General features: G+C 41.2%; 18 protein-coding genes and 2 tRNA genes. 10 read left to right on the top strand and 10 right to left on the bottom strand.

What is annotated here, in order from left to right:
- Positions 1-360: 360 nt before the first annotated feature.
- The 6 genes from LX92_RS09210 to LX92_RS09180 all read right to left on the bottom strand — a co-directional run bounded on the left by LX92_RS09210 (position 361) and on the right by LX92_RS09180 (position 6,225).
- A complete protein-coding gene (locus LX92_RS09210; RefSeq protein WP_317047061.1) occupies positions 361-1,617 on the bottom strand; it encodes a HipA domain-containing protein in 1,257 nt (418 codons plus the stop codon).
- A complete protein-coding gene (locus LX92_RS09205) occupies positions 1,618-1,905 on the bottom strand; it encodes a helix-turn-helix domain-containing protein (RefSeq protein WP_109649997.1) in 288 nt (95 codons plus the stop codon).
- A 474-nt stretch (positions 1,906-2,379) separates the two neighbouring features.
- Positions 2,380-3,642 carry a site-specific integrase gene (locus LX92_RS09195; protein ID WP_109649995.1) on the bottom strand — a complete coding sequence of 421 codons (1,263 nt, stop codon included), beginning with the start codon at positions 3,640-3,642 and terminating at the stop codon, positions 2,380-2,382.
- 253 nt (positions 3,643-3,895) lie between these two features.
- Positions 3,896-3,970, bottom strand: a tRNA-Pro gene (locus LX92_RS09190).
- 26 nt (positions 3,971-3,996) lie between these two features.
- A tRNA-Ser gene (locus tag LX92_RS09185) sits at positions 3,997-4,080 on the bottom strand.
- A 108-nt stretch (positions 4,081-4,188) separates the two neighbouring features.
- Positions 4,189-6,225, bottom strand: a complete 2,037-nt coding sequence (locus LX92_RS09180; protein WP_223308333.1) for an HD family phosphohydrolase — start codon at positions 6,223-6,225, stop codon at positions 4,189-4,191.
- A gap of 121 nt (positions 6,226-6,346) precedes the next feature.
- Between LX92_RS09180 and LX92_RS09175 the strand changes: the two genes are divergently transcribed.
- Together LX92_RS09175 and LX92_RS09170 are read left to right on the top strand one after the other, a co-directional pair.
- Positions 6,347-7,522, top strand: coding sequence for an acetyl-CoA C-acyltransferase (locus LX92_RS09175; RefSeq protein WP_109649993.1), 1,176 nt, complete (start codon positions 6,347-6,349; stop codon positions 7,520-7,522).
- Positions 7,523-7,544: 22 nt separating this feature from the next.
- Positions 7,545-8,291: a C40 family peptidase gene (locus LX92_RS09170; RefSeq protein WP_109649992.1), complete on the top strand. Its 747-nt coding sequence runs from the start codon at positions 7,545-7,547 to the stop codon at positions 8,289-8,291.
- A gap of 51 nt (positions 8,292-8,342) precedes the next feature.
- Here LX92_RS09170 and LX92_RS09165 read toward each other — a convergent pair whose 3' ends face one another.
- Together LX92_RS09165 and gyrA are read right to left on the bottom strand one after the other, a co-directional pair.
- Positions 8,343-9,605: a tetratricopeptide repeat protein gene (locus LX92_RS09165; RefSeq protein WP_109649991.1), complete on the bottom strand. Its 1,263-nt coding sequence runs from the start codon at positions 9,603-9,605 to the stop codon at positions 8,343-8,345.
- A 32-nt stretch (positions 9,606-9,637) separates the two neighbouring features.
- Positions 9,638-12,214, bottom strand: coding sequence for a DNA gyrase subunit A (gene gyrA / locus LX92_RS09160; protein WP_109649990.1), 2,577 nt, complete (start codon positions 12,212-12,214; stop codon positions 9,638-9,640).
- A gap of 259 nt (positions 12,215-12,473) precedes the next feature.
- On the opposite strand from gyrA, the gene LX92_RS09155 reads away from it, so the two are divergent.
- On the top strand, positions 12,474-15,023 hold the full coding sequence (locus LX92_RS09155) for an ATP-dependent Clp protease ATP-binding subunit (protein ID WP_109649989.1): 2,550 nt from the start codon (positions 12,474-12,476) through the stop codon (positions 15,021-15,023).
- A 202-nt stretch (positions 15,024-15,225) separates the two neighbouring features.
- Complete coding sequence (locus tag LX92_RS09150) at positions 15,226-15,630, top strand: STAS/SEC14 domain-containing protein (RefSeq protein ID WP_109649988.1); 405 nt, start codon at positions 15,226-15,228, stop codon at positions 15,628-15,630.
- Positions 15,631-15,651: 21 nt separating this feature from the next.
- Here LX92_RS09150 and LX92_RS09145 read toward each other — a convergent pair whose 3' ends face one another.
- The gene (locus LX92_RS09145; protein WP_109649987.1) at positions 15,652-17,196 is read right to left on the bottom strand and encodes an NAD(P)H-hydrate dehydratase; all 1,545 of its coding nucleotides are present in this window, start codon (positions 17,194-17,196) and stop codon (positions 15,652-15,654) included.
- Between the two features lie 268 nt (positions 17,197-17,464).
- Here LX92_RS09145 and thrA point away from each other — a divergent pair, with 268 nt between their 5' ends.
- Genes thrA through thrC form a run of 3 tightly spaced genes read left to right on the top strand, consistent with a single transcriptional unit; the run spans position 17,465 to position 22,190 of the window.
- The gene (gene thrA / locus LX92_RS09140; protein WP_109649986.1) at positions 17,465-19,909 is read left to right on the top strand and encodes a bifunctional aspartate kinase/homoserine dehydrogenase I; all 2,445 of its coding nucleotides are present in this window, start codon (positions 17,465-17,467) and stop codon (positions 19,907-19,909) included.
- A gap of 2 nt (positions 19,910-19,911) precedes the next feature.
- Complete coding sequence (locus tag LX92_RS09135; RefSeq protein ID WP_109649985.1) at positions 19,912-20,835, top strand: homoserine kinase; 924 nt, start codon at positions 19,912-19,914, stop codon at positions 20,833-20,835.
- 56 nt (positions 20,836-20,891) lie between these two features.
- Entirely contained in the window at positions 20,892-22,190 is a 1,299-nt protein-coding gene (gene thrC, locus LX92_RS09130; RefSeq protein WP_109649984.1) for a threonine synthase, read from the top strand.
- A 68-nt stretch (positions 22,191-22,258) separates the two neighbouring features.
- On the opposite strand, the gene LX92_RS09125 is transcribed toward thrC, so the two are convergent.
- Positions 22,259-23,158: a polysaccharide lyase family 7 protein gene (locus LX92_RS09125; RefSeq protein WP_170117817.1), complete on the bottom strand. Its 900-nt coding sequence runs from the start codon at positions 23,156-23,158 to the stop codon at positions 22,259-22,261.
- 280 nt (positions 23,159-23,438) lie between these two features.
- Here LX92_RS09125 and gcvT point away from each other — a divergent pair, with 280 nt between their 5' ends.
- From gcvT to LX92_RS09110, 3 genes are read left to right on the top strand one after another with little or no spacing between them, the layout of a single operon-like run.
- On the top strand, positions 23,439-24,524 hold the full coding sequence (gcvT, locus tag LX92_RS09120; RefSeq protein ID WP_109649983.1) for a glycine cleavage system aminomethyltransferase GcvT: 1,086 nt from the start codon (positions 23,439-23,441) through the stop codon (positions 24,522-24,524).
- On the top strand, positions 24,524-25,438 hold the full coding sequence (locus LX92_RS09115) for a glutaminase (RefSeq protein ID WP_109649982.1): 915 nt from the start codon (positions 24,524-24,526) through the stop codon (positions 25,436-25,438). Before gcvT ends, LX92_RS09115 begins: the two co-directional genes overlap by 1 nt.
- A gap of 2 nt (positions 25,439-25,440) precedes the next feature.
- A complete protein-coding gene (locus tag LX92_RS09110) occupies positions 25,441-26,262 on the top strand; it encodes a sugar nucleotide-binding protein (protein WP_109649981.1) in 822 nt (273 codons plus the stop codon).
- Positions 26,263-26,278: the final 16 nt, after the last annotated feature.

Genomic DNA, 26,278 nt, shown 5'->3' with positions numbered 1-26,278 from the left:
GCCAAAACTTGTTGTACAAAAAATTACAACATCTTAAAAATACCATAAAACACCCCAAGGTTTTGACAGAATGATGAACACACAGAATTTTGTGTCGGATGGAAATTCAAAGGAATCCGATTTCAAGGTTTTAAATAAAAAACCGGATAGCGAGATTGCCTAGGTAAAATTCATTGCTTCTTATGACACCAAACCCGTAACGCTTAAGATTAACCTCTTCTTTTATAAAATTGCTGAATACCCCTCCAAAATGGAAACATTTCAATACTACCAGATTTAACTTTTTTTTAAATCCTTTAGAGGAAAAATCACTTTTAGGATTCAAGGCGTCATTTTTCGAAAATTCATCAAATTACCTTATTATATTACTCTAAAGGCCCCAGCCATCAATTCTATTTCCGTATTTTTTATTCCTATTTCCTTGGCTATGGTTTTCCAGTCCTGAACTGCGAAAAGAACTTCATCCAGAATAGCCTGCATTTCATCTTCGCTCAATCGAAAGTATTCGCCCACGCTTTTTGCCAGATCATAGTCCAGGGAATTATCATCCATATCGATATTCAGGGAAAGTCCATCCTTTTCGATGGATGGGTTTAAATCATAGGCAGGCGATAAAATCCATCCTTTTTCAGTTAATATAAATCCGTGGTTTCGTAAGTGGTCATCTGTATTGGAAATTGCTATATTAAATACGATACGCCGCCAAAGTTGATGCAAATTAGCTTCAACCTCCGCACCATAATTTTCTATGAATTCGACAATTTCAAGGTAGCTTGGCGAGATATCTCTAATTGAATCTTCAGTATTACCGGTCATTGTCATTGCCGAGGCAAAGTGTATCCGTTTATTATTTTCCCTATCGAATCGCTTGGTAAGAAAGGTATGGTATTGCCCACTAATTTTTTTAACCTCGGATTCTGCCATTTCTATTCCCGAAGCTATAGCCAATCGATAAGCCAAAAACTCCCAAAGGGCTTTGTCAATGGTATCGGTTTTCGATGGAAACTTGGCAATCCACAAATTCTTTTGTGTGTCGAAAACATTGGCTTTGGGCCTGGCACCACCCAAAGATGAACCAGGTGCAATTAAAACGGCGATCCATTTCCTGATAGTTTCACTTTGGTCATCACTTTCCAGTTGTTCAGCTGCTTCCTGCAAATCCCCTAACGATGACCAAGGTGGTGTAGGGGTTTGGGCATCGTTGTCTAAAAAAGGCCCATCCAAATCCGTTTTAAAACGCAAGGCTCCCATACGGCTCTCGTCGAACACGCCTAGTAGATAATCAATCTCATAAAGGATCTTCGGTTTTTCTTTATTTGCCCTTGCATCTTGTACTGCCCTACGCTTCATCAAGGTTTTGCCCCAAGTGTCCGGCATACTGTCAAGGAAAATTCCGAAATTCTCTTTGTTGGCAGGATATTGTGGTCCGGAATAAAATTCGATATCTGGATCCAAAAGCCGTTGTGCATCATTTTTTAACCAATTTTTGTCATATTCAAAACTGAAGGCCTTCTTACCCTTGGCAAAATGAGCGGATAGCGTACCTATGAGGGTCGGATTTTCCAAGCCTGCCCAGTCTGCGAAAACATATATGTCAAATTTCCCCTCTGCCATCATTTACAATAAATCTAAGTCTTGTAATTTTCTTCCGAATGCATCGTCATTAGCCAACTTCAAAAAATCATCCTGAAGATTCATTACCCTGAGCACATTAAAATATAACCCAATGGCCACCCCCGGGTCGCCTTTTTCTATACGGTAAAGGGTAGCTCTGTGAATGCCCGCACGTTCTGATACCTGCTCAGTCGTTAGCTTTCTTCTCTTTCGTGCCAGTTTGATATTTTCACCTATTTGATCAAAAAACTTTTGATATTTCGGAAGTAGTATAGCTTTCTTAGAGTTCATAATGTTGCTCTTTTACGACAAATATACAATTTTTGTTGCAAATTAGCGACATTGTGGTTTTTGCAGTTAGGTATAACATACTTAATCAGGACCATGAATCGACCATAAAAATGGGAATTCCCAATGAGAACACCTTGAGTGGGCTCAAAAAAAATATATTTGGTTTTCACATAGGGATTCCCTGATTGATAAATTGGATTCTTATCCAGAATTTGTAAAACTTACAGACAATCCCACCGGGCTGAAATTACTTTATGACACCATATTGAAAAGCCTCCTAGACCCAAAGGTGAAAAACTATTCCAATGGGATTATTACCCTAAAAGGCCTCCCCAAAATTGTCCCTACTAAAATAAGACCTTTCATTTCAAGCTTTGGTATTGCTTGCTTAACTCCGACATCATTTTTCCCTCTGAAAATTATGGGTTTTGGTTTTTATTATAGATAGTTCCATTGTTTGCCCTTTAAAATAGGTTATACATTGTGATGGGTTTTGGAGGTTGGCTCACTTTCCAATTGATTGAAGTGGGTTCTCAACCTTTGCATATCGTCACTTACCTTTCGTTCAATGACCTTGGCATAAATCTGGGTGGTCGATATTTTAGAATGGCCCAACAATTTTGAAACCGTTTCAATTGGCATTCCATTGCTCAAAGTAACGGTAGTAGCAAATGTGTGCCTAGCTATATGGAACGTTAAGTTCTTTTTAATGCCGCAGACATCGGCAATTTCCTTCAAATAGGAATTGAGCCTTTGGTTGGATATTTTAGGGAACAACCTACCCTGGGAAACGGCTTTCTGATTACCCTTGTAACTTTCGATAATAGCCAAAGCCTTTGGCAATAACGGTATGCGTATGGGTTTGGTCGTTTTTTCACGTCTGTAATAAATCCATAGTTCACCATCAATACCGGTACGGATATTATCCTCGCTCAAATGGATAACATCGATATAACTTAAACTTGTATAACAACTAAAAACGAACAAATCCCTTACCTGTCGTAGTCTCGCAATGTTCAGTTGCTTGTTTTCGATTTCCAGAAGTTCATCCAAACTTAAAAAGCCACGTTCCTTTTTTATGAATTTTGATCTGAAATTGATAAATGGGTCACGCTCTATCCACCCCAACTTATGTGATAAGTTAATCAGTTTCCTAAATCGTTCAATGTGCTTCATCACGGTATTGTTGCCCATCGGTTTTTGATGGTCCTCCGGAATATAGTTCCGTAAATACTTCTCGAACTTTATAATGAAGTCATAATCGAGTTCCTGTAAATACTTATCGCTAGTCCTATATGTTTTTTGAAGAAATTTGGAAATATAACGTTGTGTGGTAAAGTAGTTCTTCTGGGTACCCCATTTCAGCTTGCCTTCCATATCCTCATTGTGGTAGTTGACAATATCCATAATGGAACGGTTATCATCATCTTCACCAAAGTACCTCGCTTTGACAGCTTGTGCCGTAATCAATTTTCGTTCTGCTTTTAATTCCCGATAGCACTCGAATAGAAAAGTATAGGATTCATCCAAATAGCTGTTGAGTACCCTGGATTTTTGACTGTTCCCACGAGCTCTATTTCGATGGGCATCCCAATCAGAGATTAAAACCTTTCGTTTTAGACTGATGGTAGATCGTTTTCCGTTTACGGTTATTCTAGCATAGAGTGATGCTTGATTGTCATTTGCCCTAGCGAAGTCCGCCCAGAACAAAATACTGAAGGTTGAGGATGTTTTCATTTGTTTCGTCTTTTAGTTAACAACTGTTTTGTTATCAGACGAAAGCCAAATCACTTATAAAGATACATTTTATTACCGAACCGAAAAGGCGATTTTAACAATTAGGTCAACACAAATGTTAAATCCGTTTTGTTATCCGATTTGTTGACTTTTGTTGACGGATTAAATCATTTCATTTGATTCCTTAAAAAACGAAAAAACCTGATAATCATACGATTAACAGGTTTTTAGTAACAATTGATATGTTAAATTGTCGGGGTGGCAGGATTCGAACCTGCGACCTCCGCGTCCCAAACGCGGCGCGATAACCGGGCTACGCTACACCCCGATATGGTTATCTTTTCAAAAAAATTGCGGAGAGAATGGGACTCGAACCCATGCGACACTTGCGCGTCGACAGATTAGCAATCTGCTCCGTTACCACTCCGGCACCTCTCCTGAATATATTTTAATGAACTTTGCTGTAAAGCGGTTGCAAATGTACATTTTTCCAATACTAAAAAGCAACTATTTTGGTACTTTTTTTTTATGAATTTCATAAATGCCTTATTCTGGGTATTCTACCCTTAAATGATAGATATTGGTCAACCTATGTTTAAAGATTTTTTTAATCGTTTCGATCTCCCTAAATGTGATGTCCGCATTCAAGAATTGATTCGCCGCCATTTGGCCTCCGATAATCTTATCTACAAATTCATCCAAAACTTTAAACGTAGGGTTCTTTAGACTTTTGGATGCCGCTTCCACAGAGTCTGCCATCATCAGGATTGCCGTTTCCTTTGAAAAAGGTATTGGCCCAGGATACCTGAAATCCCCTTCCTTCACCTCATCGCTAAATTCCTTTTGTTTGGAATAAAAATAATACACCAAGGTGGTACCGTGGTGCGAACGTATGAAATCTATGACCCTATCGGGTAAATTGTTCTTTCTGGCTATTTCAATTCCTTCGATCACATGGTTAATGATAATCCGGGCACTATCCCTTGGCTCTAAATCATCATGTGGATTTGCGTTGGTAATTTGGTTCTCCGTAAAATAGGTAGGGTTACCCAATTTACCTATGTCATGATATAAGGCCCCCACACGCACCAACATGGCATTCGCACCTATCTCATTGGCTGCCGCTTCGGCCAAATTCGCTACTTGCAAGGAATGGTTAAAGGTCCCGGGCGCCTTGTTGGAGAGCTCTTTCAACAGTTTAGAATTAGTATCGGACAGTTCCAACAAGGATACATCCGAAACCAATCCAAATATCTTCTCATAAATATAAATCAATGGCTGTACGAACAACGTAATCATTCCGTTCAAGAGAAACAAGCCCAAGGTCAACCAGATGATATTATCAAAATTACCCTCGTGGATAATATGGAACGCCAAATACCCTGCAATATAAATCAAGGTGATCTGCCCTACCGAAATAAAGAGATTCGCCCTCTTATAAAGCTCAGACACTGTAAGAATGGTTACTATGCCCACAATAATCTGAATAAAGATGTACTCAAAACTATTGGGCACCACAAAACCCAAAATAAGCACGGTGAGTACATGGACAAACAATCCTAGCCTTGCATCAAAAAACGTTTTAAGAATTAAGGGAAGAATACATAAGGGCACCACAAAAACATAAGCTTCGTTGTATTTTACCACCAGTGTGGTCACAAATACCATAAGCAGTATATTGATGAATATAAAGGTGACCTTTGTCCCATTTTCATAAATATCCCGTCTGTATTTTTTTAGAAATAGGAAAAGCATCATCAACACCAATGCCACAAGCACGGTGTATCCACCTAGGATAAAATAGTAGTTGTTGGAAGCCCAAAGTTCGGACTCAAACTCACCTTTCAAGGACTCCAGAATGATATAATTATCGGATTCAACAACTTCCCCCTTGGCGATAATCAGTTTGCCCTCATCAATGGCCCCCCTGGTCAAGGATATTTTTGAAAGTTCATCGTCCAATGCCTTTTGCGACAACTCTTCATCATAGGTCACATTGGGCTTTATCAAATTAAAGAAAAGCGACTGATACGCATTGGAAAAACGCCTTAATTGTCTTGCCCTCAAAACACTGTCCATGACCTCCTCAACATCACTGATCCGATATAAACCATCGAATTTGATTTGATTGGCCTCATTCTTTTTAATAAGATAAACCTGTTTCCCTTTTTCTTGGGAATTTGTTTTTTGAAGAATTCCGTTTTCATAGACAACGTCTAGAATGCTCTCCCCTACTTTTCTCAACAGTGATAATTCCGCAAGATTATGTTCCTCGGACCTAAAGGTCTTTTTAAAGGCAGTATCGTATTCTTCATATACCGATTTGGCAGTTGCCTCATCGTAACGATAATAATGCACCTGTCCATCTATGACCTTTTGCTTTTCCGAGTCAATCTCCTCTTGGGTTTTCTTTACCGAAAAATCGAAAGGGGCATATAAATTCTCATATTGCCAAGGTTTACCTTTTTGAAACTCATATTTGAATTTACCTCCCTTGGGGAAAAAGAAGACAATACAAAAAATAGATACAACGTAAAGGAAGTATTTATAAATGACGGATTGGTTTTTGTATAGTCTGTCCAACAATCGGGTATATAGTTCGTATCTAACCTCAAAAATAGAAAATATAATAGAGCTTTTGCCACAACATGGATATTGATTGCACTTTAATTTATTAAATTCGCAACAATAAAAACTTATGTTTATGCATGATGTTGTCATAGTTTCCGCAGTTAGAACACCTATCGGAAGTTTTATGGGTGGCCTATCCACAATACCCGCACCCAGATTAGGTGCCATTGCTATTAAGGGCGCCTTGGAAAGAATCACGTTAGACCCCAAACAAGTCGATGAGGTTTTTATGGGCAATGTTGTACAGGCCGGTACAGGCCAGGCACCTGCCCGGCAGGCAGCAATATTCGCAGGTATCCCCAATACGGTACCATGCACAACCGTAAACAAAGTCTGTGCCTCAGGAATGAAATCGGTAATGCTGGCTGCCCAAGCCATCGCCATAGGCGATATATCGATTGCCGTAGCGGGAGGTATGGAAAACATGAGTCTTATTCCGCACTACGCACACCTTAGAACAGGTGTAAAATTTGGTCCGACCACGTTTATCGATGGCATGCAAAAAGATGGTCTTGTCGATGCCTATGACCAAAATGCCATGGGTGTATGTGCCGATGCCTGCGCCACGGAATACAAATTCACAAGGGAAGACCAGGACAACTTCGCCATTAAGTCGTACCAACGTTCTGCGGAGGCATGGAAATCGGGTAAATTCGCCAAGGAAGTCATACCTGTGGAAGTACCCCAAAGAAGAGGGGAACCGATTATTGTTTCCGAAGATGAGGAATTCAAGAACGTAAAAATCGAAAAAATACCTGCGCTTCGTCCTGCATTTACAAAAGATGGGACGGTAACCGCAGCCAATGCCTCAACCATCAATGATGGTGCGGCAGCTATAGTGGTCATGAGTTTGGAAAAGGCCAAGGAATTGAATCTGACTCCCTTAGCGACCATTAAAAGTTATGCCGATGCTGCACAAGCACCGGAATGGTTTACCACTTCCCCGGCAAAAGCCTTACCAAAAGCTTTGGACAAAGCGGGAATCGGTTTGGATGACGTTGATTATTTTGAATTCAATGAAGCCTTCTCGGTAGTAGGTTTAGCCAATATGAAGCTATTGGGATTAGACGATTCAAATGTAAACATCAATGGTGGTGCTGTCTCTTTGGGCCATCCGTTAGGATGTTCCGGAGCACGGATATTGATAACCCTATTAAACATATTGGAACAAAACAATGCCAAAATCGGTGCTGCCGCTATTTGCAATGGAGGTGGCGGGGCTTCGGCCATGATTCTAGAGCGAAACTAACTTATTACCGCAATTAAATCCTATGCAGTACGGTATTTGTCATTTGAGCATTGTTCCTATTCGATCCAGTGCAGAAGAAACAGCGGAGATGGTATCCCAATTGTTGTATGGGGAACATTACAAGGTTCTTGAACAACGGAAACATTGGAGTAGGATACGTACTGCTTTTGACAAATGTGAAGGATGGATTCAAAACCTGCAACTTACCTTCATTGAAGAAACCCTATACGACGAATTAACCAGGGACAAATCCCCACATTTTACGATTGACCTGGTTTCTTATATCGAAATGGACAAGAACAATCTATTGCCGATTGTCCTTGGTTCTGTATTTCAACAAAAGTGGAACCACATTCACGAAGGTGCCTTAATTACATCCAAACAGGAAAAACCGAACCTAATCAATACGGCCCTTCAATATTTGAACACCCCTTATTTATGGGGCGGAAAAACGCCATTCGGAATAGATGCCGCTGGTTTTACCCAAATGGTCTATAAAATCAATGGCTATCATTTGCTTAGGAATGCTACAGCGCAGGCTACCCAAGGCTCTGCCTTAAGTTTTATCGAAGAGAGTGAGGCTGGGGATTTGGCCTTTTTCGACAATAATGAAGGTGTCATTGACCATGTAGGCATCATTATGGAAAACAATTACATCATTCATGTGCATGGAAAGGTTCGTATAGATCGATTGGACCATACGGGGATTTTCAATTATGACACCAAAACCTACACCCATCAACTGAGGGTTATCAAAAAGATCATATAAAAAAAGTCCTGACAATTTTGCCAGGACTTTTTCCTATTATCAAGGATTTTGTTATTCTCCCAAAAGTTTTTTCAATCTCATGAAATTTTCATTGTCTCCCATAGCTCCGTAGATATTCTTCAATTGTGTTAGGATACCTTGGTTGTCTGGGTTTGTTTTTAAGGCCTCTTCCAGAACATTGGCGCCTTCCTGGAACAAATCATCCTTCTGTTGTTTCAACTCGTCGTAACGGGCTATATCGGCCCTAGAGTTACCCAAGGCATTCATCTCATCGATCAAACCATTTCCCTCATTCACATAAGTGGTTGATAAATTCAATTGCGCATTGGTATATCCAGGATTGATTTCAAGGGCCCTTCTATAGGCTTCCCTTGCTTCTTCAAGATTTCCCTGCTCCATATTGATTACACCGATGTTATAATGCAAATCTGGATTATCAGGAGCAACGGTCGCTGCTTCCGCCATTAGGGCTTTGAATTTTTCTTTATCACCCAATTTATAATGTAAATTGGCTTCATTCAAAATAAGGTTAACATCCTTTGGATTGCTGGCACGGGCTTCTTTATAGGCATTCAATGCCTTATCATCTTGACCTAATTGGGTATAGATCAAAGCCATGTTTTTTACGATTTCCGCTTTTTTGGAAGGGGCTTTTTCATCTACAGGATCTTTATAGGTACCTGACTTTACCATCAAGTCTCTCTGAACCTTATCCATAACCTCTTGTTCACCTGTAGCAACGTTGGTAGCTTTATACTCAATGCCACCACCATCGTAACCAACTTCCTTAAGTTCGTTATAATAGGTTAAGGCTTGCTCATAATTACCTCCATTTACAGCACTACTCGCCGCATAATAAAGGTAAATGGTATCCCTAGGGCTAAGTTTGTAGCTCATGTACAGCTTTTCCCCTGCTTCCTTAAACTTTTTATCCTTATTATCCTCAACGGCAGAATTCACCATTTCACCCGCAAGGGCAGATAATTCCTGGGTAATCAATTTACCATATTTGACTTTGCCACTGCTCTTTTCTACCTCATCGGCTTTTTGAAAGGAGGAAATCGCTGTTTCAAAAGCTGTATCATCACCTTTTTTTGCTAGGTCGGTATAGACTTTACCGCGTAAATAATAGTATTGGGCCTGCAATTTTGCGTCTGCTCCGGAAATCGAGCCGGCTGCAGCCTCAAGAGATGATTTGGCACTGGCCGCATCTCCCCCTTTGAGGGCTTTTTCTGCGGCTTTGATTTCTGTTTTTTGCGCAAATCCCACCATTGAAAAGGACATGGCCGCAAGTATAAAAATTTTGGTCTTCATTTCGATTTAATTAAAATATTAGTGTTTATTGATTACTCTTTTGTTTCATCAGGACTATCATTTGTCGCTTCAGGACCATCATTTGCCCCTTCTGGACTATCATTATCAATAGCCGTGCCATCTTCGGATTTGACCTCTATATCCATTATATCGACTTCTTCCACGGCCTCATCATCCTTCATCACTTTTGCCACCGCGGCAATACTGTCGTTGCCTTTGATATTGATCAACCTAACACCCTGGGTAGCCCTACCCATAACACGTAAATCCTCAACGCTCATACGTATGGCGATACCTGATTTATTGATGATCATCAAATCATCGGAATCGGAAACATTCTTAATGGCTACAAGTCCACCGGTCTTTTCGGTAATGGATATCGTCTTAACACCCTTACCTCCCCGATTCGTGATCCTATAATCCTCAATACTGGAACGCTTACCATATCCATTCTCGGAAACCACAAGAATCTCCTCATCCAAATCATGGACCGAAACCATTCCTATGACCTCATCTTTTTCATCGGCTAAGCGAATACCCCTAACCCCAGAAGCATTACGTCCCATAGGTCTTGTCTTTCCTTCCTCAAACCTTATGGCTTTCCCTGATTTCAATCCAAGGAATATCTGACTGGTACCTGTTGTCAATTTAGCTTCCAATAACTCGTCATCCTCTTTAATACTAATGGCATTGATACCATTCTGCCGTGGTCTAGAGTATTGTTCCAAGGAAGTCTTTTTCACGGTACCTTTCTTGGTGGCCATGATTACATAGTGACTATTCACATATTCCTCATCCTTGAGGTCTTGTGTACAGATAAAGGCCTTGACCTTATCATCTTGCTCTATATTGATCAAGTTTTGTATTGCCCTTCCTTTGGATGTTCTACTACCTTCAGGTATTTCGTAAACACGCATCCAGAAACATTTTCCTTTTTGGGTAAAGAACAGCATATATTGGTGGTTGGTCCCCACAAATAGATGTTCCAGAAAATCCTCATTTCGCGTCGATGATGCTTTTTGGCCAACACCTCCCCTATTCTGGGTCTTATATTCTGATAATGGTGTCCTTTTGATATAACCAGCATGTGAAATGGTAATGACCACTTGCTCATCGGGAATCATATCCTCGATACTCAAATCGCCACCTGCAAAGTTTATTACAGAACGTCTTTCGTCACCGTATTTTCCTTTGACCTCGATCAACTCATCCTTAATAATCTGCATTCTGCGCTCCTTACGCTCCAGGATATCCTTAAGATCCTCAATGGTCTTGATGACCTCATCATATTCTGACCGTAACTTATCCTGTTCCAGACCGGTAAGCTGACGAAGCCTCATTTCCACAATCGCCTTGGCCTGAACCTCGGACAACTTAAATCGTTCCATCAAGTTCTCCCTGGCCTCATCGGCGTTGGAAGATGCCCTAATAATCGAGATTACTTCATCGATATTATCAGAAGCTATGATCAATCCTTCAAGGATGTGTGCCCTATCTTCCGCTTTTTTAAGCTCAAATTTGGTCCTTCTGACCACAACTTCATGTCTGTGTTCCACGAAATAGTGGATCATTTCCTTAACATTAAGCATTTGTGGCCTACCGTTCACCAAAGCAATGTTGTTCACACTGAATGAGGATTGAAGCGGTGTATACTTATATAAGGTATTCAATACGATATTGGGTATTGCATCCCTTTTAAGTATGTATACAATACGCATACCGTTCCTATCCGATTCATCACGAATGGTAGAAATACCCTCTATTTTCTTATCGTTAACCAAATCAGCGGTCTTCTTGATCATATCCGCCTTATTGACTTGGTAAGGTATTTCAGTGACGATAATACACTCACGTCCTTGAACTTCCTCTATTCTGGCCTTGGCCCGGATTTTCACCCTTCCCCGTCCGGTATGGAAAGCTTCCTTAACCCCATCATATCCATAAATAACACCTCCCGTAGGGAAATCCGGTGCTTTAATATGGGTAATGAGCTCATCAATTTCAATATCATTGTTATCGATATAGGCTATTGTTCCATCAATAACCTCGGAAAGGTTATGGGGAGCCATGTTCGTGGCCATACCCACCGCAATACCGGAAGCACCGTTCACCAATAAATTGGGAATACGGGTAGGCAACACTTTAGGTTCCTGCAAGGAATCATCAAAATTCAACTGATGGTCAACGGTATCCTTGTCGATATCTATCAACATATCATCCGCGATCTTCCTCATTCTGGCCTCAGTATAACGCATGGCCGCTGGGCTATCCCCATCGATAGAACCAAAGTTACCTTGGCCATCGACCAACATATAACGCAAACTCCACTCTTGAGCCATACGCACCATAGTGTCGTAGACAGAGGTATCGCCGTGTGGGTGATATTTACCTAAAACCTCACCGACTATACGAGCTGATTTTTTATGCGCACTGTTTGACCTAACGCCCAATTCATGCATACCATACAGTACCCTTCTGTGAACAGGTTTCAATCCGTCCCTGACATCTGGCAAGGCACGTGACACAATGACCGACATTGAATAATCAATGTAGGCAGACTTCATTTCGTCTTCAATGTTAATAGGAATCAATTTTTCTCCTTCTGCCATTCTAATATTTTATCTATTTATCTTCTTTAAAAAAGCAAGGCAATATACGTATTTTGACAGCCATAAAGACACTTATCAAACACTTTATCCAAGAATTTATTAACACTTGCCCCCACGGCTTTAGTTGATAATTTACACGTTAATTATTTTGTAAATAGGGGCTTTTTTCGTCATTTAGGTCATGTTTAACGATTATTGGGTATGGTATTTGGTCTAGATTAGTATAGTTTTACTAATTTTATTGTTGAAAGGATAATATATGGATGATAATTTTTCACCTCGGGTAAAGGATGTAATTGCTTATAGCAAAGAAGAGGCATTAAGATTGGGACATGATTTTATTGGTACCGAGCATTTGATGCTGGGTCTACTACGCGATGGAAATGGTAAGGCAATTAGCATTTTGGATGCTTTGGATGTTGACTTGGACCACCTGCGTAGAAAAGTAGAAATACTCAGCCCTTCCAACCCAAACCCAAGCGGGGTACAAAAGGACAAAAAAAACCTACATTTAACAAGACAGGCAGAGCGCGCTTTAAAAACGACTTTTCTTGAAGCAAAGCTTTTCCAAAGTTCTTCGATAAATACAGCCCATCTTTTGTTGTGCATTCTCAGAAATGAAAATGACCCAACTACCAAATTACTTCACAAAATGAAGGTGGATTATGATGGCGTTAAAGAACAATTCAAATTTATGATAACTAGCGATGACGATATTGTAGATTCCCCAACTTCGGAATCTTTCCCAAGCGACTCCGACGAACCAAGTAGTGGCAAGGAAAGTTCTTTTGGGGCTACGGCAGGCCAAAAAGGCAACAAAAAATCCAAGACCCCGGTTTTGGATAATTTCGGCAGGGACTTGACCCAAATGGCCGAAGAGAACAAATTGGACCCTGTTGTAGGGCGTGAAAAAGAAATTGAAAGGGTTTCACAAATACTAAGTAGACGAAAAAAGAACAACCCACTGCTTATCGGTGAACCCGGCGTAGGTAAGAGTGCCATTGCCGAAGGTTTGGCGTTGCGCATCATCAACAAAAAGGTATCGAGGATCCTTTACAACAAAAGGGTCGTTACCTTGGATTTGGCTTCCCTTGTTGCGGGAACAAAATATCGAGGCCAATTCGAAGAACGGATGAAAGCCGTCATGAACGAGTTGGAAAAAAATGACGATGTAATTCTTTTTATTGATGAAATACATACGATAGTAGGTGCCGGCGGAGCTACCGGAAGCTTGGATGCCTCGAACATGTTCAAACCCGCTTTGGCGCGAGGGGAGATCCAATGTATCGGAGCCACAACCTTGGACGAGTACAGACAATATATCGAAAAGGACGGTGCTTTGGAACGTAGGTTCCAGAAAGTCATTGTAGAGCCAACGACGGTTGATGAGACCATAGAGATCCTTCAAAACATCAAAGGTAAATATGAGGACCACCACAATGTATCCTATACCGATGAGGCTATTGTAGCCTGTGTCAAGTTGACCAATCGTTATATGACCGATAGGTTTTTACCGGACAAGGCCATTGATGCCTTGGATGAAGCCGGTTCCAGGGTGCATATCGTGAATATGGATGTACCCAAACAAATCCTGGAGTTAGAGAAACAGCTTGAGGATGTAAGGGAACTTAAAAACAGCGTGGTCAAAAAGCAGAAATACGAAGAGGCTGCCAAATTGCGCGATGATGAGAAAAGGTTGGAAAAAGAACTCGCCGCTGCCCAAGAAAAATGGGAAGAGGACAGTAAACTGCACAAAGAGGTTGTTTCAGAGGACAATGTTGCCGATGTTGTTTCCATGATGAGTGGCATTCCCGTAAATAGGATAGCACAAACCGAAAGCAATAAACTGGCCGAATTGCCAGAACTTATAAAAGCGAATGTCATAGGTCAGGACGAAGCCGTTTCAAAAGTAGCCAAGGCTATACAGAGAAACCGTGCCGGACTAAAAGACCCGAACAAGCCGATTGGCTCATTTATATTCCTAGGACAAACAGGTGTCGGAAAAACCCAATTGGCCAAAGTTTTGGCCAAGGAGCTTTTTGACTCCGAAGATGCCTTGATACGGATTGACATGAGTGAATACATGGAGAAATTCGCTATATCAAGACTGGTAGGGGCTCCTCCGGGATATGTAGGTTATGAAGAAGGCGGACAGTTGACCGAAAAAGTCAGACGCAAGCCCTATTCGGTGATTTTGTTGGATGAGGTTGAAAAAGCGCATCCAGATGTATTCAATATGATGCTACAAGTGTTGGATGATGGTTTCCTAACAGATAGCCTTGGAAGGAAAATCGATTTCAGGAACACCATTATCATAATGACCTCCAATATCGGGGCCAGACAATTGAAGGATTTCGGACAAGGTGTCGGTTTTGGTACTGCCGCTAAAAAATCACAGGCAGATACACATCAAAAAAGCGTCATTGAAAATGCTTTGAAAAAAGCCTTTGCCCCTGAATTTCTTAACAGAATTGACGATGTGATTGTCTTTAATGCTTTGGAACGGGAAGATATTCACAAGATCATAGATATCGAATTAGCGAAACTTTATGCGCGAATCAAGGATATTGGCTATAATTTGAACCTTACCGAAAAAGCCAAGGATTACATTGCTGAAAAAGGTTTTGACAAACAATACGGTGCCCGACCTTTGAAAAGAGCCATCCAAAAATATATTGAGGATGCCCTAGCTGAGGAAATCGTGAATTCAAAACTAGATGAAGGCGATAGCATCTTCATGGACCTGGATAAGAAAAATGAAAGCCTAACCATAAAAATCAAGAAGGCCGAGGAATCTTCCAAAACCTAGTTTTTCGTTATAAATTCAAGATTAAGGGGAGTCACATTTGTTGACTCCCTTTTCTTTACCCAAAGGTTTTAAAAGTAGGAAATAAAACACAAGCCCCCCTCTGACATGACAGTATACACGATATTTAAGCCTTTAGTCTAATATTTTATTTAATCAATATACTTAAATCTATTTTCGTCACAGACACTATAATTTAGATGAAATGAGCGTGGGATCAACTAAGAAAACCATCATTGTAAAAGAATACAATTTAGAAATTGGGGTAATACAGGTTTACGATAACTATATGGTAGCAAAATTTGAGGAAGGTGCAACCTTAACCCTCGAAAGGGCATACCAGATCATAGGTATTTCTGAAATACACTTTAGGGACAAACCCTTCGGCTACATTAGCCTTCGTAAAAATTCTTATGCGATCGACCCAACGATATACACCTATCTGAGGGAATTAGAGAATATGAAAGGCTTTGCAATTGTTTCCGTTAAGGAAATAGACATGCACAATTTTAAAATCGAAAAACTATTTTACAAAAAACCAATGAAGTTTTTCATTGAATTTGACAACGCCTTGTCATGGATCAGGAAACGGGTGAAATCAGCAAAATAAACTTGGACACACCCATTTTCCCTAGGATTCTTCTTGCCCTTCTTGTTCGGGGACTTCCGGCATCTTAAATAAATCGATGAATGCCATACCAATGGCATCGATTATTTTTGAGGCCGTCAATGCTTGGTAACCCGTTTGTTCCAAGGCGATATCACCTGCCCTACCGTGAAGGTATACGCCGAAGATCGTTGCATCCAAGGGGGCATACCCCTGAGCCACCAAACCGGTAATAATCCCTGTCAAAGTATCACCACTACCGGCAGTTGCCATACCGGGATTACCCGTTGTGTTCACATAGCCATGACCTCCATAAACCGTTATACTATGGGCTCCTTTAATGACAATGATCACGTCGTGTTTCTTTGAAAACGCTTTGGTCTTTTTCAACTTTTCAAAATCGTCCTTCCAACTACCCACCAATCGTTCAAGTTCTTTAGGATGGGGTGTCAATATAGTTTTTGGCGGTAATTTCTTAAGCAATTCCTTATGTTTTGACAGTAAATTCAATCCATCGGCATCAATAACCAAAGGGGACTCGATCCCATCAAGAAAACCAGAAAGCGCCTCCGCAGTTTCCGGCGAGGTACCAAGACCTACCCCGAGACCTACCACCGTTGGTCGAATATCGAATTCTATGGACTTTATACAATCTTCATCCTTATCGGTAATCACCATCACCTCCGGAAGTAAGGTCTGAATGGGAACATAACCACAACGGGGTACATAAGCCGTTACCAATCCACTACCTACGGTCAAAGCTGCCCTAGCAGCCAATGCAACGGCCCCAATCTTACCATAACTCCCCCCGATAATCATTGAATGTCCATAAGTCCCCTTATGCGAGAATTTTTCCCGTGGCACGTACATAGGCAATACCTCATTCTTGCCCATCAAATCGTATTCAGTTTCAGTTGCCGCCAAATATTCCGGATCAAGACCGATATCCAAAACTTCCCATTGATTACTGAAAACCCCGGTTTCCGGCAGGAAGAAAATCAATTTGGGTGCCTGAAAACTCAATACATGGTTTGCTCTGATTACCGCGTTGGTATCCTCTATGGCTTTATCCATAAACACACCCGAAGGCACATCCACAGCCAATATAAACGCCCCTGAATGATTCAAATGTTGGATGAGTTTGGCAACCCATGGATCTGGGTTTCTGTTGAGACCAATGCCGAAAATCGCATCGACAATGATATCATCCCTTCCAATTTCAGCAAACCCACAATCCCTTTCCAAAAAGTTAGGCCAGATCTTAAGGTCTTTTAAACGATCAAGATTGATTAAAAAATCCTTGGACCGTTTGTCACTGTAGTTCACCACATTAACCTCAATATTGTAACCGTGTTCTTTCAAATGCCTTGCCAAGGCCATACCGTCTCCCCCATTGTTGCCAATTCCACAAAAAAGATGGATCTTTACTTGGGCTCCCTGCATTCGCAAATGAAGCCAATTGAATATTTGCACGGCAGCACGCTCCATAAGTTCATTGCTGGATATTCCCTGTTTTTCAATTGTGGATTTGTCAGCAGCGTAGATCTGCCCTGCATTAAAAAATTTCATTCAGTAAGAATTTTTGGTAATTTTTATCAATTCCGCAAAAATTGATCGAAACGTTTGATTAGCAGCCCAAAAATACTACTTTTGAAGCTTACAACGAACTATGCCTTTGAACATTTCGAACATAGCAACCTTATTTTCTCCATTGACCAATGGATGCAATACCACCATTTTGCGTACGACCCCTTTGGGGTAACATGCTACATATCATCTATCCGTTTTTGCGATTTATCGCCCAAAATACTTCAGTACCAGTTAATCAATATACATCATGAAAGTTTTAAAATTCGGAGGCACTTCGGTCGCCAATGCCCAAAATATAACCTTAGTCAAAAATATTGTCTCAAACTCGGAAAGTGACAAGAATATCGTGGTGGTTTCTGCTTTAGGTGGAATAACAGACCTATTGTTGAATGCAGCCAACCTTGCCGCCATACAGGATGACACCTATCAGTCATTTTTAAAGGAAATTGAGCAAAGACACCTGGGTACCATCAAAAAGCTTATCCCAATAACATCACAGAGCAAGGTGTTAAGCAAGGTAAAAAGTGAACTCAACACCTTGGAAACCCTTTTAGAGGGTGCTTTTTTAATTGGTGAGACAACCCCAAAACTTTCAGACAAGATCGTCAGTTATGGGGAATTATTATCCTCTTACATTATCGCTGAGTTTTTCACAGAGGAAGGACTGGATGTAATCCATAAGGATAGCCGTGAAATCATTAAAACCAATACGGTAAACAATAAGACTGTCGTGAATTTCAGCTTGACCAATACCCTTTGTCAAGATTTCTTTTCGACAGACAAACATAGGACAGTGGTCATGGCCGGCTTTATTGCTTCTTCGGAAAACGGGGACTCCACTACCTTGGGTCGCGGTGGATCGGATTATACGGCTGCCATAGTCGCAGCTGCCGTGAATGCCGAATTATTGCAGATATGGACTGATGTTAGTGGTATGTATACGGCAAACCCGAAATTGGTGAAGCAAGCTAAGGCAATTCCACATATCTCCTATCAGGAAGCGATGGAACTTTCACATTTCGGGGCTAAGGTATTGTACCCCCCAACGATTCAACCGGTACTGGCCAAAGGAATTTCAATTCAAATAAAAAACACCTTTGACCCTGGGAATGAGGGTACCATCATTACCAAGAATAAAAACGAAAAAGGAAAAACCGTCCGCGGAATCACCCATGTGGAGAACATTGCCCTATTATCCCTTGAAGGACCTGGAATGGTGGGTATTCCTGGAATATCAAAACGTTTCTTTGAGGTACTCTACCAATCGAATATCAGTGTTGTCCTTATTACCCAAGCCTCTTCCGAGCATTCAATTTGCGTAGGTATTTCTGCCGAGGACGTCATCCAAGCCGAACAAGCAGTGAATGATGCCTTTGAATATGAGATGGGCAGCGGCAAGATAAATCCCGTAGTGGTTGAAAAGAACCTTGCGATTATCGCCTTGGTAGGAGACAATATGAAAAGCCACCAGGGATTGAGCGGGAAAATGTTCAGCACCTTAGGAAAAAACAACGTGAACATCAGGGCCATTGCCCAAGGTGCCTCTGAACGAAATATTTCGGCCGTTATCAATAAGGATGATGTAAAAAAAGCCTTGAACTCACTCCATGAGGAATTCTTTGAAGAGAACATAAAACAATTGAACCTCTTTGTTATGGGCGTTGGGAATGTCGGCGGAAAATTCCTAAACCAAATAAAACAGCAAAAAAAATACCTAAAGGAAAACCTTAAACTGAATGTAAGGGTCATTGGTATATCCAATTCGAGAACCATGGTTTTCGATGAAGACGGGATTTCCTTGAAAAATTGGGAAACCTTATTGACCGGGGGAGAAAAAGCCGACAAGGCCAAATTCTTCGAAAAAGTGAACAAACTGAATTATCGCAATAGTATTTTTGTTGACAATACGGCCAGCGAGGAAGTTTCCAATACTTATAGCTCCTATCTAAGCAATAGTATCTCGGTGGTAACCTGCAATAAGATCGCTTGTTCATCAAACTACTCAAACTACTTAAACCTTAAGCAATTAGCACGGACCTACAATGCCCCATTCCTGTTCGAAACCAATGTGGGTGCCGGACTACCGATCATTGACACCCTTAAGCACCTCATCGCTTCAGGGGATAAGGTCCAAAAAATACAGGCCGTACTTTCCGGGAGTCTAAATTTTGTTTTCAATAATTTCAACGACAAGACCACGTTTCATGATGTGGTAAAGCAGGCCCAAGAAGAAGGGTATACCGAACCGGACCCAAAAATAGACCTAAGCGGTATCGATGTAATGCGAAAAATACTCATACTTGCGAGGGAGAGTGGAAACCAATTGGAAATCGATGACATTCAAAATAATCCATTCTTACCCCAAGAAAGCTTGGACACCACCAACAACGAGGATTTCTTCGCCACCTTGACCAAAAACGAATCCTCTTTCCAGGAATTGTACCAACAAGCTGTGGAAAAGGACAGCAAATTAAAATATGTTGCCCAATTCGAAGATGGCAAGGCAAGCGTAGGATTACAACAAATACCCAAAGGGCACGATTTTTACAATCTTGAGGGCAGTGATAATATTGTATTGTTCTTTACCGAACGCTACCCCAACCAACCTATGATCATTAAAGGGGCAGGTGCCGGTGCGGATGTAACAGCCTCTGGTATTTTTGCGGATATAATACGAATCGGTAACTTTTAGAAATGGAAGAAATTAAAATATTCTGTCCCGCTACCATTGCCAACATATCCTGTGGATTTGATGTCCTGGGCGTTGCTTTGGATTCGGTCGGTGATGAAATGGTCATTCGCAAAACTTCAAAAAAAGGCATCTTCATCACTAAATTGGAAGGTCAAGATCTTCCGATGGAGACCGATAGGAATGTGGCCGGCGTTGCAGGTTTGGCCTTTTTGGCAGAAAGTGACTATGAAGGCGGCTTTGAAATAGAGATCTATAAAAAAATAAAGGCGGGCAGCGGCATAGGAAGTAGTGCTGCCAGTTCTACGGGGGCGGTCTGGGCCATGAACGAGTTATTGGGAAGACCTTTCTCCACTTCCAAATTAGTGGAATTTTCAATGGAAGGCGAACGATTGGCGAGCGGTGTGGCACATGCCGACAATGTAGCCCCTGCCCTATTTGGTGGGTTTACACTGGTTCGCAGTTACGCCCCCTTGGATATTGTCCCCATTAACTGTCCGGCTGAATTGTTTGCCACAGTGATTCATCCACAGATAGAGATCAAAACCTCTGATTCGAGAAAAATATTAAAAACAAATATCACCTTAAAAGAGGGCATTAAACAATGGGGGAATCTAGGAGGGTTGATCGCAGGCCTGTTTACCGAGGATTATGATTTGATAGGTCGATCATTGGTGGATCACATAGTAGAGCCCATTCGCTCCATTCTAATTCCAGGATTCAATGACGTCAAAACCAGTTCTTTGGCCGCTGGGGCATTAGGATGTGGTATTTCGGGATCCGGACCGTCGATTTTCGCTTTTAGTCGAGGCGAGGCTACCGCTGAAAAAGTAGCCCAGGCCATGAAGGATGTATACCAAAAAATCGGGATTGACCATGATGTGCATATTTCAAAGATCAACACCGAAGGAATAAGAGAAATTAAATAGAACAACATATAAATTCGTTCCCTTAGTTAGCATAAGGAAGCGACTCCACTGAAACCATGAATTTTTACAGCCTAAACAAAAAAGCCCCGAATGTTTCATTCAAAGATGCCGTTATCAAGGGAATAGCTCCCGATAAGGGATTGTACTTTCCTGAAAGCATTACACCTTTACCCCAAAGTTTTTTTGAGGATATTGAAACATTATCCAATGAGGAAATAGCCTTTACGGCCATACATCAATTCGTAAGAACTGATATTCCCGATGATGAACTCCGGAAGATCATTAAAAACGTCCTTGACTTTGATTTTCCCGTTGTTGAAATTGAGGATAATGTAGCAACACTGGAACTTTTTCATGGCCCTACCATGGCCTTTAAGGATGTGGGTGCCCGTTTTATGGCACAATGCCTAGGATATTTTTCCGAGAGCACGAGCAATGAGGTAACCGTATTGGTGGCCACTTCGGGAGATACGGGAGGGGCCGTTGCCAACGGTTTTCTTGGAGTCGACGGTGTAAAAGTGGTAATCCTTTACCCTAGTGGTAAAGTCAGTGACATCCAAGAAAGACAGCTGACTACCTTAGGCCGGAATATTACCGCCTTAGAGGTAGATGGAACCTTTGATGATTGTCAAAAAATGGTAAAAACAGCCTTTTTGGACGATGTTCTTTTGCAGAAAATGCAACTGACCTCGGCAAACTCCATCAACGTAGCCCGTTGGTTACCCCAGCTCTTTTACTTTCTTTTTGCCTATAAGCAACTCAAAGCGAAAGGACAGGAATTGGTATTCTCGGTACCTAGTGGTAATTTTGGGAATATTTGTGCGGGTATGGTCGCCCAGCGATTGGGCATGCCCGTCAAACATTTTGTGGCAGCCACCAATGTAAACGATACGGTTCCCGAGTTTATGCAAACTGGGGAATACAATCCTAAACCCTCATCCGCTACCATTTCCAATGCCATGGATGTAGGTGACCCTAGTAATTTCATTCGTATTCGACATTTGCATAACGACGATTTCGAGGTATTGAAAGCAAATCTAAGTTCTTACCCGTTCACCGACGAAGAAACCAAAAAAGCGATGCTGCATATCTATAAAACTTCCCAATACATTGCGGACCCTCATGGTGCCGTAGGTTATTTAGGGGTTCAGGAATATCGAAAACACCATCCTGAAACCTATGGGGTTTTTCTGGAAACGGCACATCCCGTAAAATTCTTGGATGTTGTTGAGGAAACCATTGGCCACACCCTGGAACTTCCCCCACAGATTGAGAAAGTAATGGACCGGGAGAAGAAGTCCATCAAAATAAAGCAATATGAGGAACTAAAGAACTATCTCATAGCGCGTCAATAAATTCAGGAATACACAATAAAAAAAGCCTCTTAAATCAATAAGAGGCTTTTTTATACCAATCCTGATATTTAGTTATGTGTGACCTTCAATTTGCTGATTCCTACCAAGCCAAATGAAGACGCCTCATAGGTAGCTTCTTTAACCGATTGCAGATAATTACCGACCTTAAAATAACTGGTATCCCCTGAAGTGTTCAACTTTCTCTCAAAAACCACCTCCCCATCTACAAAAACCGTTATGTTTCCTTCTTCCATAACGAGTTTAAAATCATAAACCGTATTCAGCCTATACCCGGGTAAACTAATAGAACCCCCTTGATTTTCTGTAATATAACCGCTTATCTTTAAATCAACATCCCCGGTTTTCTGGTTAGGTTCCCCTCGAAATTGAAGTCGTATGGTATCATCTACATCCACACCGTCATCATTGAACCCCTGATCTTCGCTAGGGCCATGAATTTGTCCAAAACAAAGCACCCCGTCAGTGCCACTGGTACTTTTGGGCAACTGATCTACCCGCACCGTCCATTCCATACTGTGCGTACCAGTATCCCCATCCCAATAATAGTTTTCCCCATCTTTCAATTCCCGAAGTTCAACCCTGGGATTATTTGAATTTTTTGACCCCCCTAGACCTCTATAACACTTAAAATAGGCAAAACCATCTTGCACATAAAAATAATCAACATCCTCATAATCATCGAATGTCTTCCCTAAGGCCTCCAGGATGTCATCTTCATAAACCGCCTCAGCCCCGATACCATTGAAACTATTCAATTTCCAATCGGCAGCGGTAAGTCCCAATACCTTGCCTGGGATTTCGGGAGTGGACTCCTCTTCTGTTTCGGTTTCGGTTTCGGTTTCAGTTTCAGTTTCAGTTTCAGGCTCTTTAACGATATCCTCAGCGACAACGTCGTCATCAGTACCATTATCCGAACAACCGGAAACAAGCACTACAGCGAATAGCATTATCAAAAATGTTTGTAATCTCCCTAAAATAAATCCTTTATCCATAAAATAAACAACTCTTAAACACATGTACCTTAAATTGGTTAACCAATTTAGTCAAGACGATTATATTTCCGACTATAAACTATGTTAAAGTCGATAAAAAACAAGAAACATCAACGTTAAACGCCTTTTCAAGGCTGTATACACAAAATAAAACATTGGCGATTGGGCAAATCGAAAGCAACTCCTTTTCTATCCCTAAATTATTCAATAGCTTTGCCGCACTAAATAGTCGATTATGAAAGATACCGCCCTTACCCAAACCCACGAAGCCTTAGGTGCCAAAATGGTGCCTTTTGCAGGATATAACATGCCTGTTTCCTACGAAGGAGTAACTGCCGAACATGAAACCGTTAGAAAAGGAGTCGGTGTTTTTGATGTTTCCCATATGGGTGAATTTTTGATTGAAGGTCCGAATGCCTTGGATTTAATTCAGAAAGTCACCTCCAACGATGCATCGAAACTTAGTATCGGAAAAGCCCAATACAGCTGTCTTCCCAATGAGAAAGGTGGTATTGTTGATGATTTGATTGTTTACAGAATCAAGGAAGAGACCTATCTTTTGGTGGTCAATGCATCCAATATAGAAAAGGATTGGAACCATATCTCCAAATACAATGAACCATACAATGCTGCGATGAAAGATCTTTCAGCAGATTATTCCCTTTTGGCCATTCAGGGACCAAAGGCCGTGGAAGCAATGCAGAGCCTAACTTCCGTGGACTTAAGTAGCATTAAATTCTACAATTTTGTCGTAGGTGATTTTGCCGGAATTGAACACGTAATCATATCGGCCACGGGATATACCGGTTCTGGCGGATTTGAAATATACTGTAAGAACAGCGAGGTGCAACAAGTATGGGACAAGGTTTTTGAGGCCGGTGCCGATTATGGCATAAAACCCGTAGGGCTGGCAGCTAGGGATACACTTCGTTTGGAAATGGGTTATTGTCTTTATGGAAATGACATAACCGATGAAACCTCCCCTTTTGAGGCAGGTTTGGGTTGGATCACAAAATTCTCAAAGGATTTTGTCCATAGTGAAGCCCTGGCAAAAGAGAAAGCACATGGCCCCGAAAGAAAACTAGTTGGTTTTGAATTGGATGAACGTGGTATTCCACGTCACGGTTATGACATTGTTGACAATCATGGAAAAACCATAGGTGAAGTGACATCAGGAACCATGTCACCATCCTTGGGAAAAGGGATTGGACTGGGTTACGTGCCTGTCATATTCTCCGAAGTAGGTAGCAAGATCAATATTCAAATACGAAAAAAAGCGGTACCGGCCACTGTAGTTAAATTACCTTTTTATAAAAATTAATGCTAAACTATCAGGAGATAATAGAAACAATCGCTTCCGATTTAAAAGGCGTAAAGGACAAGGGAACTGTTGCTTCTTATATTCCTGAACTATCAAAAATCGACCCTAACAAATTTGGGATCCATTTGGTTGACGCCCATATGAACCGTTTTTCTGCAGGCGATGCCGAGGAACTGTTTTCCATTCAAAGTATTTCCAAAGTACTAAGTCTGGCAAAATGTTTTGCATTGGTCGGTGATTCGATATGGCAACGCATAAATGTAGAGCCATCGGGGGATCCATTTAACCACTTGGCCCTTTTGGAATTCGAAAATGGCATTCCTAGAAATCCTTTGATCAACGCAGGTGCAATTGTCGTTGCGGATATCCTGGTTTCCAACCTTGAAAATCCCAAAGCACAATTCCTGGATTTTATTCGACAAATAACAAATGACGATTCCATCGCATTCAATGAAAAAGTAGCTGATTCCGAAAAGAAAACCGGATACCACAATATTGCTGCAGCCAATCTCCTGAAATCCTACGGAAATCTTAAAAATGACGTGGACGAGGTCCTTGATTTTTATTTTCACCAATGTGCCATCGAAATGAACTGTAGGCAATTGGCAAATGCATTTTATCTGTTCATGAACCACGGTAAGTGCCAGAGTGGAAAAACGCACCTGAACATTAATCAAGTTAAACGCATTAATGCCTTGATGCTTACTTGTGGATTTTACGACGAGGCGGGTGACTTTGCCTTCGAAGTGGGGCTTCCTGGCAAGAGTGGTGTCGGGGGAGGTATAGCAGCAGTACTCCCGGACAAATTCGCTGTGGTCACCTGGTCGCCAGGGTTAAACCGCAAAGGGAATTCAAAGCTTGGTATGCAGGCGCTTGAAAAGCTTACAACAAAAACCTCTCAATCAATTTTTTAAAATTGGATTCAAAAAAGATTCTAATACTGGGTGCAAGTGGCTTTATCGGCCATGCCATTTACCGTGAGCTGCGTTCCTATTTTGACACTTACGGAACCTATAATTCCGCCAGAAGATCATTTGAGGGCAACCAGCAGTTTATAAAATACGACCTGGAAGCCGATGATATCTTCCCGGTTTTAGAAAAGATACGTCCACAAATCGTCATTTCCGCCGTACGTGGGAATTTTGCCTCCCAAATACAGGCGCACCAACATTTGGTGGAATACGTAGCTGAAAACAATTGTAGATTGATCTTTCTATCATCGGCCAATGTATTTGATGCTTACAGCAAATATCCCTCATACGAAAATGACAAAACACTTTCGGAAAGTATTTATGGTAGGCTTAAGATAAAAATCGAGAACATGATGATGCGCTTGCCAAGCGACAAAATGGCAATCTTAAGGGTCCCCATGGTTTTTGGCAACTCTTCACCCCGTATAAAGGAAATAAAGAACCTCATTTGGAGCAATGAACCCATTGAAGTCTTTCCCAATTTAATCATGAATGTCACCCATGATGATAAATTGACCCAGCAAATCCATTATTTGATCAACCAAAACAAAAGTGGAATTTATCATTTAGGGAGTAAGGACTTGGTACATCATGAAGACTTCATCAAGGAAGTTGTTGAACGTATCGGTAAATTCAACTCCATCTTTAAAAGGGTTTACACCACCAACGACGATCGTTATCTGGCTGTTCTTGCCAAAACCAATAAACTCCCCAAAAACCTTCAAACCACGTATCAAGAAATCATAGATCATCATATTTCGATATAAGGTCGCACTTTAAGCG

Source organism: Maribacter polysiphoniae (assembly GCF_003148665.1).
In the GTDB taxonomy this organism is placed as follows: domain Bacteria; phylum Bacteroidota; class Bacteroidia; order Flavobacteriales; family Flavobacteriaceae; genus Maribacter_A; species Maribacter_A polysiphoniae.
The sequence above is the reverse complement of the archived record's forward strand: the minus strand, read 5'-3'. Positions and strand labels throughout refer to the sequence as shown.

Coding starts and splice junctions, on each gene's coding strand:
- LX92_RS09210 (WP_317047061.1), bottom strand. CDS start 1,617: ATGATGGCAGAGGGGAAATTTGACATATATGTTTTCGCAGACTGGGCA.
- LX92_RS09205 (WP_109649997.1), bottom strand. CDS start 1,905: ATGAACTCTAAGAAAGCTATACTACTTCCGAAATATCAAAAGTTTTTT.
- LX92_RS09195 (WP_109649995.1), bottom strand. CDS start 3,642: ATGAAAACATCCTCAACCTTCAGTATTTTGTTCTGGGCGGACTTCGCT.
- LX92_RS09175 (WP_109649993.1), top strand. CDS start 6,347: ATGCATGATGTTGTCATAGTTTCCGCAGTTAGAACACCTATCGGAAGT.
- LX92_RS09170 (WP_109649992.1), top strand. CDS start 7,545: ATGCAGTACGGTATTTGTCATTTGAGCATTGTTCCTATTCGATCCAGT.
- LX92_RS09165 (WP_109649991.1), bottom strand. CDS start 9,605: ATGAAGACCAAAATTTTTATACTTGCGGCCATGTCCTTTTCAATGGTG.
- gyrA (WP_109649990.1), bottom strand. CDS start 12,214: ATGGCAGAAGGAGAAAAATTGATTCCTATTAACATTGAAGACGAAATG.
- LX92_RS09155 (WP_109649989.1), top strand. CDS start 12,474: ATGGATGATAATTTTTCACCTCGGGTAAAGGATGTAATTGCTTATAGC.
- LX92_RS09150 (WP_109649988.1), top strand. CDS start 15,226: ATGAGCGTGGGATCAACTAAGAAAACCATCATTGTAAAAGAATACAAT.
- LX92_RS09145 (WP_109649987.1), bottom strand. CDS start 17,196: ATGAAATTTTTTAATGCAGGGCAGATCTACGCTGCTGACAAATCCACA.
- thrA (WP_109649986.1), top strand. CDS start 17,465: ATGAAAGTTTTAAAATTCGGAGGCACTTCGGTCGCCAATGCCCAAAAT.
- LX92_RS09135 (WP_109649985.1), top strand. CDS start 19,912: ATGGAAGAAATTAAAATATTCTGTCCCGCTACCATTGCCAACATATCC.
- thrC (WP_109649984.1), top strand. CDS start 20,892: ATGAATTTTTACAGCCTAAACAAAAAAGCCCCGAATGTTTCATTCAAA.
- LX92_RS09125 (WP_170117817.1), bottom strand. CDS start 23,158: ATGCTATTCGCTGTAGTGCTTGTTTCCGGTTGTTCGGATAATGGTACT.
- gcvT (WP_109649983.1), top strand. CDS start 23,439: ATGAAAGATACCGCCCTTACCCAAACCCACGAAGCCTTAGGTGCCAAA.
- LX92_RS09115 (WP_109649982.1), top strand. CDS start 24,524: ATGCTAAACTATCAGGAGATAATAGAAACAATCGCTTCCGATTTAAAA.